Consider the following 13,063-nt stretch of genomic DNA (forward strand, 5'->3'; position numbering starts at 1 on the left):
CACACTTGAACCTGACACTGCAGGTGTATTGCTGATGAAATATCCTTGTTCTTTATCAGAAGAAGGTTCGGTCTTATTTCCTAGCTTATCAGTGCTTTCACTCGCCCACCGACATCCACCAACTCATCACTGGACAGTGGGCTGTCGCTAACAATGATCAAGACGCCACCCTCGAATTCGGCAACTTTATGCACATGCCCGCTCAGGCATTCAACGATCTGCCGTGCAGTTTTCGCGAACGCGCGCACGCACAATTCCTGATCGAAATAGTTAGCCGCGTTAATACGAAAGACGCCATCGCGTCCGTTCACGTCCTTACCCGTGGCCTCACAGGCATCCACCACCACGGGCCAGTCGCTTCTGGTCACACTCCAATCATGCAACGTCGCGCGGTAGGCACCGAACGCGCTTATATAAGCGGGGAACACCCGCTCCAACAGGTCCGAATAATCGAGTTTGTTACCGGCAAACTCAATAAATAGCGTGTCATCGAACTGGGCATCGTCTTCCAAATAGGGCTGACTGCGCAGGGCATAGGTCAGTCGACCTTTAACGCCAGCAGGCAGCTGCTTATCCAACGACACTGAGACAACCAGCTCGCTTCCGATATCCGGCGCTTCAGGTGTACCGGCCAAGTCCCACGGAGCTCCCAGGCCAGACAACTGCGCAAGGAAGTTGGCGTGTTTTACGTCTATAGGTTCTGCACAATTGGGCCGGTGCCGAAACTCCAGTTTGTACTTAGTCATCAAGGTGCCACCCGCACAGAAATATTTCTGATGTTTTGCTCAATCAAGATATCGGTAGCTCTATCAGCGGCCTTTTGCGTTGGGAACTCGAACACTGCTTTTATACCCGGGTTCTGCTTCAAGGCACTCGATACTCGTTGAACACTTTGAATTTGTTTATCAAATGTCGTTAACGCTGTTTTCCGATCAATAAGGGTAATACCGCCAACATCCTCTACCCCGTCAAACTTCACGAAATTGTTACCGGCAGGGTTGGGGTTGTCAAATCGTATGGCCGGCACAGCCTTTCGCTCAGAAAGGACATCTGAGAACGCACCCGTAGTACCCGCTTCGAACTTAACAAACGGCTTGCTGAAATCACCCTGAGGTTCTTGTACGAAAATCAAACCTTTATTCTCACCGTCAAGCTTGCGCGCGTCCTTGATGGTCAATACCTCGACCTTCGAAAGATCCAACCCGCCCGCTGTAGGCGCTGGCACGTCCTTCACGCCCTTGTTGACGACAGCAAGCTCCCCCGCCAACTGCCCACTGAAATACTTGCCCGCGCCGCCGAACAAAGCAGCCTGCGCAGCGGACTTGGCCGAGCCCCATGCCAGATCGGACGTAATACTCGATTCGCCAGGAAAGGTTTCCAGGTAGAAAGAGTCCGCCACTCGGCCAGGTTCTGCCGACTTGAACGGTGCCGTGATCTGGCTCGCCGAATCCCACGCGCCGACCATTGAGGTAGTGCCCAGCGCACCCAGGCCAACCGGCAACGCACAAGTGACAACCCCGACACAGGCAGGGGACGATACGATCATCCCGGCATAGCCGCCTACGCCGCCCACCAAACCCAGGGCCGTGTCTTTGCTTGCACCAACGACCTGCACGGCCTTGCCATGGGCATTGAGCGTGTCGTCGCTCCAATCTTTCCAGCTACGTCCGCCAAACTGGCCGGTGGCTTCAAGCAACGCGATCTCCGCGCCGTAGGTTTCACCCCGGTCCTGGAGCCCCTTGTAGGCATCATAGTCAGGGTCGTTGGTTGGGATCGATTCGGCGCAACGCACCAACGCGCAGGCGGCGGCGTTCAGGCGATCCGCCTGCTCAGGATGGAACTTGCGCTGCTCATCCAACGCTTCGGTTTGCGACTTGTGCAGCGCATGGTTGTACTGCGTGGCGTTTTTCGCCACCCAGCCGCCCTTTTCCAGCGAGTTCGCGTCCGCGTCTTTTTGCGTCGCGGCCGCGAGTACACCCACGATTTGGGAACTCATGGAGAGCAGGGTCTTGTCACCTTTAACCAAGGTGTTCAAATGCCCCACCACCGCTTCGTTGACACCGGCCGCCAGGGCGCCGGTTTTGAAGTCACCTCCAGTGACCTCGGCAAGCAAGCCACCCACCATGGCATGCACGAGGATTTTCGGCGGATAGCCGTCGGTCAAACGGCCTTTGGTGTAGTCGCCCACCGCTTGGAAACTGACCGCCGCCAGGGTATTGAACAAGGCGCTCTTGAGCGCGTCACTGGCGCTGCCACCTTGGCCCAATGCCTTGCCCACCAGCATGGACGTACCGTTCTGCAGCGTTTGACTCGCCGCGAACTGGCCCGCGCCCGACCAGGTATTCAATGCCGGCGAGCTGATCGCCCCCGTCGCGCGGTCAGTCGTGGTGCCGGTCCAGCCATCGAAGTAAGCCGCCGTCAGACCTGCCGTCGCCCCCGCAACAACATAGCCCTTCATCGCATCCGAAGACGTGACGTCCTTGAACACCGCTCCGAGGTTGCCGCGATTATTGACCACGCTCACGCTGGCGTTGGTCGACGCACCCGCCGCCACCGCGCCTGCCACCGCGCCCACCGTACCGCCGCCGGCAGCCGCTGCGGCCATTGGCCCCACCACGGCCGCCATTACAATGGCGATGATGATCTGCGACGCCGGCCCCAGGCCCGAATTGCTGTACTTGAAGCTGTCGTGGATCTCCTTGACCTGACGCCAATCCACATCACCGCGTTGCTGTGCGTCCTTGATCCATGCCAACTGCGGGTCGGCCTTGACCATCGCATCGATGGACTCACTGACGGTTTGCTGGTTGACCTGGTTGATGTCGATTTTCAAACCGTCGACGGCTTTGATCGCCACGCTGCCTTCGGCAATCAGCTGGCTCTGGCGCAGGGTTTCGTCGGTATTACCCTTGCCCTTGGAGGCCACCCAGAACGCGTTGTTGTTGGTCTTCTCGTGGCTCTCCTGATGCAGGTCCTTGACCGCCTCGAAGGTAATCGCCCCACCGCTGTCCAGGGTGATGTCATTGGCGCTTTGAAGCTTGGCGAGCTGATAGGTCTGGTCGCCGCCACTCTTGAGAGTCAGGTCGCCACCGGTGGTGATTTCAGTACCCACGTTGGTGATGCGTGTGACCTCATCACGCTGGGTCTTTTTCGAGCCCCAACCGCTGTTTTTCTTCATGTCATACAGCGTGTGCGTGCTGTTCTCGGCTGCCAGCAGGTTCATCTGCCCAGCGGTGTACAGATACGCCTCATTGCCCGCGCTGATCTTGCTCGCGATCAGCGTCGTATCACGCCCGGCCTGGCTGGTGAAATTCGCACCGGCGGTCAACACGCTGGCGACTTGGGTGGTCTGCTCATCCTCGGTCTTGATGCGTTTTTTGCCGTGTTTTTCCTTGCCTTCGACGTTGTGGATATCGCTGACAGACGTCACGTTGAAATCGCGCCCGGCTTCGATGTTCAGGTCTTTTCCGGCGGTGGCGTTGCTGCCGATGACGGTGACGTCTTGCCCGGCCTTCATGTTGAGGTTGTTGCCCGCCGTGACAGTCGCAGCGATGTTTTTCACGTCGGTGGTGATGCTGGATTTATGCCCGCCGTCGCTGAACTCATGCTTGACGCTCGTATCGCTGACGGCCACCAAATTGAGGTCACGGCCCGCTGTGAGGTTGACGTCATTGCCTGCTGCGAGCGCACCACGATTGATCAGGTCGCGACCGGCTTGCATCGTGAGGTCTTGGCGCGCGCTGATGGTGCTGGTGCTGGCATCGGTAAGGGTGCGCATGCCGGCACCGTCACGCACTTGAATCGCGGTGCTGTCGTTGGTGATATCGCCCTCGACGGCGGCAAGATGGACCTGGGTGCCGCGAATCTCGCCGGCCATGGCATTACGGATGCTGTCCTGTGCCAACAAGCCCAGGTTGTTGCCCGCCTCGACCAAGCCGCCGTTGTAAATATTGGCGTTGCTGACGGCCGTGAGGTTGTTGCTGGCCCGCAGGGTGCCGACGTTGAGCAAGTCGCCGCCGGTGACGAGGTTGAGGTCGCGCCCCTGGATCAGACTGCTGCCACGCACGTTGCGCGATTGGGCCTGGGCCAGGTACAGCACCGGCACCAGTACGCTCTGGCCGTCGACCACACTGTTTTCCATCCACACGATGTCGTGGGTCAACGCACCCACTTGCTCGCCGGTGAGGGAGACGCCGACGCTCAGGCTCAGGGCGTCTTTGCTGGCGAGGGCGTTGTCCATCAGGTATCGGAACTGGTCGGCGTCGCTTTGCAGGTCGCTGTCGAGGAAACGCTGGCCGGTTCGCGCCAGTACGGCGTCGCGAATCAGGCGGGTTTCGTATTGCCCGTCACCCAGGCGGCGCCAAGCGGTGTCCGCGCTGTAGCCGAGCTTGCCGAGCATGTAGTCGGAGCTGAAAAAGCCCGCCGCGCTGGCGAACGCCGGGTTGGTCTCGATCAGGTAGTGGCTGGTGGGGTCGACGTTTTTGACGAACATCCCGTAATCGCCCTTGGGCAACTGGAAGTAAGGCGAGGTGGTGGGGTCGACCGCAGTGAACGCCGCGCCAGTGTCGTCGGCATGCTTGTTGAGGTTGATATCGATGCCGCCAGCAGGGATGCCGGTCTGGTCGTTGTCGAGGCTGCCAGTCAGTTGTTCTTTCTGGTTTTCCAGCAACGTGCCGTTTTGCACCTTGTTGGCGACTTTGGAGAGGTCGACGGTGCCACCGGCTTGCAGGGTGGCGCTGTAGGCGAGGCCATCGTTGACGGTCCATGCCGTGACATTGCTCTGCTCTTCGAAACGGCTATCGGAGGACCTGGCCTTGAGGGCAGCAAACTTCGCCGCATCGAACTCGCCGAGGGCATTGAAGGCCGGGATGTCCTCGTACTCCATCTGGTCCCATTCCGTGCGCGCGATCTTGCCGAGTGTGCCGAGGACGATGCTGTTTTGCCCGGTGCGAGTGCCGGCGCCCTGGTTGAGCAGGTTATTGGCGACAATGGCGAGGTTGCCGTTAGCCGCCAGCAGGCTGTAGCGGTTCTGAACGTTGTCGCCCTGGATCAACAGGTCTTTGCCCGCGAGAAGACGCGCCGGTGCCGAGTCCTTGATCGCCGATTCCAGGAGCGTCTGGTTGATATTCACCTGGCCACGCTTGAACCAGTCATGGCCGCCGCAATGCTGGCCGCAACGCCATTCCACGGTGCCGGCGGTCACGGTTTTCACCAGCTCGAACTCGGCCTTGGCGTTCTCCACAAAGGCGGCGTTGATGCCGATAGCGCCTTCGGCTTCCACCGTACCGGACAGGTTGCTGAACACCGCCGCCTGCCCGCCGTCCTGCGCGGCAAACGTCAGGTTGCCTTGGGTGTAGACGTCGCCATAAGCGTTACTGAAACTGTTGCCGCGCAGGGTCAGGTCGCTACCGCTGAACAACAGCGAATCGGCGCCATTGGTGATGCCTTGGGTGGCGGTGAGGTTCACCGGCCCCAGGGCGCCAAGGGTGCCGCGGTTGTTGATCTGCGCCGCTGCGATGTCCAACTGCTGGCGCGCCGTGAGGAAGCCGAGGTTGTCGAGGGTGCCGCTCAGGTTGAGCTGAGTGTTGATGGCCGCCATGCGCCCGCCATTCTGGCTGACGTTGTTGGCCACCACCGAGAGCTTCTGCAGGGCCGACACACGACCGCTGTTGGTCATGTCGCCGCTCAGGGTGATGTCCAGGTCACCACCGCTGACCACTTCACCGCCGTTATCGAGGCGGGTGGCGTTGATGCTATTGCCCGTCGCGCCCAGGCCGCGCAATTGCCCGCCCGTGCTGTTATCCACATGGCCACCGGCAAGGGCAAAACCCTCGCTGGCTTCAACCAGGCCGCCCTGGTTGGTGAAGGTGTCGCGGGCGGTCAGGTTTAGGCGCTTGCCGCTGATCTGACCGTCGGCACTGTTATCCAGGGTATTGCCGGTGAGGGTCAGTTGCTCCTGGCCATGCAAGGCGCCGCCACGGTTGTTGATCGCGTCGGCAGTGACGGTCAGGTCGCTGGCGACGATTTGCCCGCCACGGTTATCCACCGACACGCTATCGAGGGTGGCGACCTGGCCTTCACCGAAACGAATCAACCCGCCCATATTGACGATGGCCGGTGCGCTGATCGTCAGGTTCTGTAGGCCGTACAACCGGGCGGTCTCGCCCTGATTGGTCAGCTTGGCGGTATTCACGCTGACGGTCTTGCCCTGAATCACCGCGCCTTGGTTGGTCAGCGCCTGCGCGGCGGTGATCGCCAGGTTGCGGCTGGCCAGGAGGTTGCCACTGGTATTCACGGTTTGCGCATTCACCACCAGATCGCCGCTGGCGTTGCGGCTGTTGTCCGCCTGTACACCCGCCTCGATGACGCCCGCATTGGTGACCGTGGCCGCGTTGAGTTCAATGCGCTGGCCGGCCGCCACGCTCTTTTGGTTGACCAGGGCTTGGGCGCTGGTCAGCTCTACATTGCGGGCGGCGTAGACCTTGTCGGTCAGCTCGATATGCTGCGCGGTGGCTTTGATATTCCCGGTGGTGGTGGTGGCCTGCGCCATGCTCAGGCGGCCGTTGGCGTCGAGTTGAATATCACCGCCACTGGCCGCCAGCGTGCCGTCGAGTTTCACCCCAACGCCTGCCTCTGTGCCCACCAGTTTGATCGCGCCAGCGTACATGCCGCCCAGCGCCGAGGAGTCAATGGCCAGTTCAGGTTTGGCGCTGCCGTCATCGGCGCGCACAGTAGTTTTCAGGCTTTGGGCATCGACGTCGTTGCGCCCGGCGATCACCGTCAGTTCCCGCGCATTGATCTGCGCATTGATCTTGGCCGAACGGGTGATGATCTCGAAGTGGTCGACGTTGCTGGCGTTCAAGCCTTGGCCGTCGATGGTCACAGCGCCGCCATCCACTTGGTAGTGGTCCAGGCGACCCACCTTGTCGATAACAGGCTTGCCGGTGGTCAACGTGGCGCTTGGCGTATTGATGAACCCGCAGCCGTTGCAGGTCACGCCATAGGGGTTGGCGACGATGACTTTGGCCGACTGCCCGGCCACTTCGGTGAAGCCGCGCAACTGGCTGGGGCTGCCGCCGTTGACTTCGTTGAGGATGACGTTGGCGGCGCCGCCCTTGAGGTTGGGGTTGCCGATGATGTAGCCGCCCAACTGCGTGTTGGTCACCGCGCCGGTGGCGTTGTTGAGGATCACGCCATTGGGGCCGACGTTGTAGTCCTTGAACTGGTTATGGGACAGCCCGCTGCCGTTGGGGGTCGCGATGTTCACCACCGGCACGCCGTTGCCCGCCTGGCCCACCGTGGTGCCTGGGGCGCTGACCACAATGCCTTCGGCCTGGGCCAGCAGCGGCTGCCAGAACAGCGCGTTGGCCAGGATCAGCGCGATGCCACGCCGGCAGAGGGTTTTCAGGGCAACTACGGGGCGAACGTCCATATTCAGACTCTCAAGGCGGGGCGTTGAATTACAGGTAGAAATCCATGCGGAAATAGATCGGCGCTTCGCGCTCACTCATCACGGCCGGGCGTTCCAGGGAGTGGGCAAAGGTCACGCTGGTGCTGACGTGCTTGCCGCGAGCAAACAGCTCCAGGGAGTTGCTCGATACCCGCCCATGCACTTCGTCGTTGTAGCGGCCATGGCTGATCACACCCTGGTCATAGCCGACGCTCGCGCCGTACTCGAAAAACGCCGGGCGCAACCAGTCCACGGTCACCGGGCGGGCCCAGCGCAGGTCATTGCGCCAGTAGCCGCCGCTGTCGCCCGTCAGTTGCTGGTCCTTGAACCCGCGCACCGAAGCCGAGCCACCCAGGCTCATACGTTGCGGGCTGAACAGGATGTCTTCACTGCGTTGGCCGGTGGCTAGGCTGGTGAAACTGAATGACTCACCCCACAGGGTGAATGGCTGCAAATAGCTGACGGTGGCGGTGTATTTGCGGTAGCGCGAATTTGCCTGGCGGTTGCCGTACTGGTCGCGTTCGTCCTGGGCTTGGGCATCCAGCAAACCGATACCGTTCTGCATGCCCAAATCGAGGTTGACGAATGCATTGGCGATGCGCCGGCCATGGTTGATGCCCACCTGGAACTCACTCAGCCGGTTGCTGCTCACTGCAGTGCGCGTATCCAGGATGTAGTTGTTGGTGCGCAGGTGCGTGACGCCGACGTTCACCGATGTCTTGCTGAGATCGTCGCGATGAATCACCCGCTCGGCGCGCAGTTGGTGGGTCTGGTTGTCACCGTTCTGCTTGTATTTGAAGTCGTCGGTCACGCCAAAGGTGCGGTAGTCGCTCTCGCTGTAGAGGTAACTGAAGTTCCACCAGCCCCACGGCACGTTGTAGTAGAGCATGCTGTTTTTCGAGGTTTTCTGGTGGTCGCTGACGGCGTCGTGGCCGCCACGCAATATCAACTGATCGGCCAGGCCCAGGGGGCTATCCCACTCCAGGCCCGCGCCCCACTGTTGTTCGCCGGTGCTTTTCTGGCCGTCGTTGTTACGCGACAGGCTGGCGCGCCAGGGCTTTTGCGGCACGTTCTTGACCACCACCTCACTGCCGCCGATCTGGCTGCCGGGCGTCAGCGCCATCTGGGCCTGACGGGACGGCAAACGGCTCAGTTGATCCACCAATTGCTCGACTTCCCGCAGGTTCAGCGCCTCGCCCACCTTGCCGGGAAACGCCATGGCCAACTCGCGATCGGTGACCGTGCTGCCGTTGGCGCCTTTCAAGCCTTCGAGCTTGCCCTCTACCACCAGCACCTGGAGGTGGCCGCTGGACAGGTCTTGTTGCGGCAAGTACGCACGGCTGGTCACGCGACCGTTGTCGATGTAGTCATCGGTGATGGCCTTGAGCAGTTGATTGAGCTGCACAACCCCCAGGCACTGGCCGATATAGGGTTTGAGCAGGCGCGCACGGTCGGCGACAGACAGGCTGTCGGCGCCCTTGAGTTCGATGTCCTGGATGGGAAAGCAACGGGTATCCACGGGGGCCGCAGGGGCCTGGGGCTTGGAGCCTTTGCCGGGCAGGTCTTGCAGCTCGTCGAGGCGCCGACGCTGCTCTTCGAGCAGACGGTTCTGACGGTCGCGAATCAGGTCTTGGTCCCCTGGCGTCGGGGCCGCCATGGCACTGTTCAGGCTCAAGTAAGCGAGCAGCAAAGTGCACAAAAAATACCGAGTCCGTGGCAATAACAAAGACATGTTCGATCCGTCGAAAATCAAGGGGCGGCAAACTAACATCGAACTTCCCACAACCCAAGCAACTGAGTTAGTTGGACTTTCGTGCCTGCTACTCACGCAACCACTTGATTAATAACAATAAAAAATTATCAAAAAAGTCTATAGCCTGTCAGCTGGAATATTATTCCGACAAGCGGCAAGTCTTTTGATAGCGATTCGTCGGATAACTTAAAAGTTGCCATTAGTTGGCCAGCAAGTTGTTTCCGAGACAGGTTAGTACCGGAAAAAGCAGAAAAGTTCGCGGAGATTTTGTGAATTGGATCCCATTTATGGGATTGGATGACAAAGAGGGGTAAAGGGCTTTTGTGTGGATGTGGGAGATTCTACGTTGCAGGACAAGCCTGCCCTCAACATCTGATCCTGCGCCAGGCTCGAAATACGGGCACACCGCCAATCCCCTGTGGGAGCGGGCTTGCTCGCGAAAGCGGTGTGGCAGCTAATAAATCTGTAGCTGACACCCTCTCATCGGGAGCAAGTCGAATCGTCGCACCGCCCCTCCCACATTTTTTACCGTGCCCGCCGTCAGGCCTGTTTGAGGGTTAGTGCCTTCTCGACCAACAACTGAATTCCCTCCAGCATTCGGGAAATTCCCAGCGCCACGCTGCGAGGATTACCGTCGACCTCAAAAGCCAAATGGCTGGCCAGTGCTTGAACTGACTCAAGATCCTCCGATGCGTTGGTCAACAGCGTTTCGACGTCTAAGCCTTCACGCACGGTAAACAAGCCATGGCCTTCAGCAGAAGGCTCTGGTTTCTCAGACGGATTCAGATAGTGGTTAATCGCTCGATGAGCGGCGGTGTGAAATGCGGTTGAATCTGACGGCGGATTCGGACTGTCTTTAATCACGACAAAGCTCCTAGAGTATTGGAGCCGCCCCCATCGCTGCGAAACGATACCCGGGTGGCAGCTGTACGCAGGTTCGCAGACCGGGACTCTAGGAACCCGGCATACCCGGAGGTATCCCGCGCACAGCCGCCATAACATCAGGCATAAAAAAGCGCCAGCTATCTGAGGAGGACGCTGTGCGTCTAGAGTTTAACCGGGCTGCGAAACCCGGTCGCTGAATTTGCAGCGACCGCCGAAGATTAGGCAGCCATCTTCCGAGGGGCAAGCCTAAAACGCTGTCGGAATATTCTCTCTGTACGCATTGAACTCGATAGAAACGGGGCTAGCGGAAAGTTGACGCCTCCAAGTGGTCCTAGCGCTGAAGAAGCTTTCGAGACCTGTGACTTTCTATTGAGTAAGCGGTGATGCTCATTCGCTTGCGGCATTAGTTTTATTAGACACCTGTATTAAAAAGTTAATCATATTTAAATTAAGCGGCAATGGTTTTGTGTGCCCGCCTTATTTCTGGGGTGGGCGAGGTACTTTCTGAAGGATTAGATGTATGTGTCCTGTGCGAAAAAACCCGTTAAGCAAGAGGTTTCCTACAGAGATCCAAAGTATCTTAGGAAATTTCTGAAAATATAAAATTCTTTTGACGTCTTGCGGGTCTCTGATTTTACATTGGCGGTGCAGCACAATTTTAATTGTTCGAAGAAGGAGTTTTGTTATGGGTAAAAATGCAATTGGTATTGCAGCAGTGCTTTTGGGAGTTTCTGCAGTTGCTGAGGCGAACGTAATAACTGATCCATCGCCTGTAGTTACTCAGCCTCCATCTGCTCTGCCGGCTCAAACTAATGCGGCTCCGCTGACGATTGCATTTGTCGGTTCTGGTTGTGATGGTGGTGTGATTTCGCGCACGAGCAGACGCTGCAATTAAGATTGTCGTTTAGGGGGGCGGCGTGATGTTTGACGCCGTCACTTGAACTGAGAAAAGGAAGCCAGTATATGATTGAGAACTTTAGCGACTTCTGCTTTTATGATTCCTCTGGCAGCGCTATTGGAGTGGTTGCGCCCTCAACTTTTCATTCCCGCGTAAACGAACAAACCGTTATTAGTGGGCCGCATGCGACGGTGCGGCTTACAGAACAGACTCTACCGGCGCTTACGGAGGGTCTTTTACGCTCAGGAGCCTTGGTCCCTGGGTCCTCCAACGAGGTTGCTGAGGTTTGTGAGTATTTGAAAGATCCTGAAACCAGCCGTACTGCGAGTTTCTTTTTATGTAAGGCAAAAACGTGTGCTGATATAATTTCTGTTTTCAAAAAGATCAAAAATGCTAACGTGCTTTTGATTGGTTGCGGAGGTATAGGTAGTACTGCGGCACTGTTGTTGGCCGGTGGCGGGGTAGGGAGTTTAACTTTAGTTGATCCTGATGTCGTTGAGCTAAGCAATTTAAATCGGCAGCTTTTTTGGCGTAAGCTGGATGTTGGAAAAAGCAAAGTTTCAATATTGGACCGAGAAATACAGGCGCGGTTTGATGGGGTGCAGGTTTCAATTATTAAGAAGGAGCTGGATTTTTACGGAATAGTTGAACTGGCTTCTTCAGGTGAGTTTTCAGTCGTGGTGATCACCGCAGATAATCCCGCCACATTGGTTCCTCGGGCTGAAGAGCTGGCATCAATACTCAAGATTCCGGTTGTTAGTGGCGGGTATTTACACAGTCATTGTATTGCGAGCTTTTATTCCGGTAATGATATTCGAAATATCCCTAACGAACAGGGGTTCGATATGGACTGGGAGAAATTGCCAGGATCAATAATGCCGAGCTTCGGCCCTTTAAATTTTACAATAGCGTCGTTGCTATCCGCCGGGGTGTTAACGTTTCTTGCATCATCTATTTTTGGCAATGCACGATCCAGTTATATTGAGTGGGACGCTGCGGTGGTCCCGACTGAGTTTTCTACCAAGTTTTGTTATGACGAGTAAGCGGTGATTGGAATGGATTGTATTTTCTGCAACATCGTCCACAAAACCTCCCCAGCCCACATCCTCTGGGAAGACGACCAGCACATGGCCTTCCTCTCAATCTTCCCCAACACCCCCGGTTTCAGCGTAGTGATCCCCAAGCAGCATTACGGCAGCTATGCGTTTGCGCAGTCGGATGAAGTGCTGGCCGCGTTGGCGGTGGCGGCGAAGAGGACGGCGTTGCAGATCGACCGGGCGTTTCCGGATGTGGCGCGTACGGGGCTGATCATGGAGGGGTATGGGGTGGACCATCTGCATGCGAAGTTGTTTCCCATGCATGGGACCGGGGGGGACAGTACGTTCAAGCCTTTGAGCTCGAAGGTGGATAAGTTCTTCGAGGCGTATGAGGGGTATATCTCGTCCCACGATCATGTGCGGGCGGATGATGACGGGTTGGCGGAACTGGCGGCCAGAATCCGATCTGTCGCCTAACACAGAGCAAAATGTGGGAGGGGCTTGCCCCCTCCCACATTTGACCGTATTCCAAATAGGTGGGCGCGAGAAAAGGGCTCAGCTGGCGTCTTTGTTTTGATCCTTGCCAGGCACCAGGGTCAAGCCCGGTTTTTCCACGTCGCGGGAGACGTGGGATTTTACCTCGGCCACACCGCCCTCCTCGTCATTGTGGATCACCAGCACCCCAGGCCGACGCAACTGCTCAAGGTCGCCTTCGCCCAGGCTGAAACTCTCGCTCAGGTTCTGGTCACTCAATGCATTGGCTTGCGCCCGGCGCTGGGCAAACTTGCGGCCTTTACGTTGCTGGTAACGTGCCCAGCTAACGAGGATCACGGCGTTGAACAACGCAATCCACATATAGACCTGCAACGTATTGAGCGCCGCGAAGATCGGCGCTTCGATGCGCGGCCCACCGTGGGTTTCCAGCATCGAGGTGATCCCGCGTACCAACAGCCAGACCAACCCGGCCCAGGCCAGGAGGGTCAACAGCACATCAATGATCCACATGATGGACCGTTGGCGAGTTCTGACAAGTTTCATGA

At 57.9% G+C, this 13,063-nt stretch carries 8 protein-coding genes; 3 read left to right on the forward strand and 5 right to left on the reverse strand.

Annotated features, from left to right (window positions below; all coding sequences use genetic code 11):
* Positions 1–80: 80 nt before the first annotated feature.
* The 4 genes from DYL59_RS15910 to DYL59_RS15925 form a co-directional block, all read right to left on the reverse strand.
* Positions 81–746, reverse strand: coding sequence for a hypothetical protein (locus DYL59_RS15910; protein WP_135290039.1), 666 nt, complete (start codon positions 744–746; stop codon positions 81–83).
* On the reverse strand, positions 746–7,432 hold the full coding sequence (locus DYL59_RS15915; protein WP_135290040.1) for a two-partner secretion domain-containing protein: 6,687 nt from the start codon (positions 7,430–7,432) through the stop codon (positions 746–748). Before DYL59_RS15915 ends, DYL59_RS15910 begins: the two co-directional genes overlap by 1 nt.
* Positions 7,433–7,460: 28 nt before the next feature.
* Entirely contained in the window at positions 7,461–9,182 is a 1,722-nt protein-coding gene (locus tag DYL59_RS15920; RefSeq protein WP_135290041.1) for a ShlB/FhaC/HecB family hemolysin secretion/activation protein, read from the reverse strand.
* 561 nt (positions 9,183–9,743) lie between these two features.
* Positions 9,744–10,067 carry a DUF6124 family protein gene (locus DYL59_RS15925; RefSeq protein ID WP_135290042.1) on the reverse strand — a complete coding sequence of 108 codons (324 nt, stop codon included), beginning with the start codon at positions 10,065–10,067 and terminating at the stop codon, positions 9,744–9,746.
* Between the two features lie 706 nt (positions 10,068–10,773).
* On the opposite strand from DYL59_RS15925, the gene DYL59_RS15930 reads away from it, so the two are divergent.
* From DYL59_RS15930 to DYL59_RS15940, 3 genes are all read left to right on the forward strand, one after another.
* Complete coding sequence (locus DYL59_RS15930; protein WP_135290043.1) at positions 10,774–10,983, forward strand: hypothetical protein; 210 nt, start codon at positions 10,774–10,776, stop codon at positions 10,981–10,983.
* A gap of 68 nt (positions 10,984–11,051) precedes the next feature.
* Positions 11,052–12,029, forward strand: coding sequence for a HesA/MoeB/ThiF family protein (locus tag DYL59_RS15935; RefSeq protein WP_135290044.1), 978 nt, complete (start codon positions 11,052–11,054; stop codon positions 12,027–12,029).
* Between the two features lie 12 nt (positions 12,030–12,041).
* Entirely contained in the window at positions 12,042–12,500 is a 459-nt protein-coding gene (locus tag DYL59_RS15940; RefSeq protein WP_135290045.1) for an HIT family protein, read from the forward strand.
* A gap of 78 nt (positions 12,501–12,578) precedes the next feature.
* Here the strand turns inward: DYL59_RS15940 and pgaD are convergent, their stop codons facing one another.
* Complete coding sequence (pgaD, locus tag DYL59_RS15945; protein WP_135290046.1) at positions 12,579–13,061, reverse strand: poly-beta-1,6-N-acetyl-D-glucosamine biosynthesis protein PgaD; 483 nt, start codon at positions 13,059–13,061, stop codon at positions 12,579–12,581.
* Positions 13,062–13,063 lie beyond the last annotated feature (2 nt).

The organism is Pseudomonas kairouanensis (assembly GCF_004682055.1).
GTDB classification, from domain to species: domain Bacteria; phylum Pseudomonadota; class Gammaproteobacteria; order Pseudomonadales; family Pseudomonadaceae; genus Aquipseudomonas; species Aquipseudomonas kairouanensis.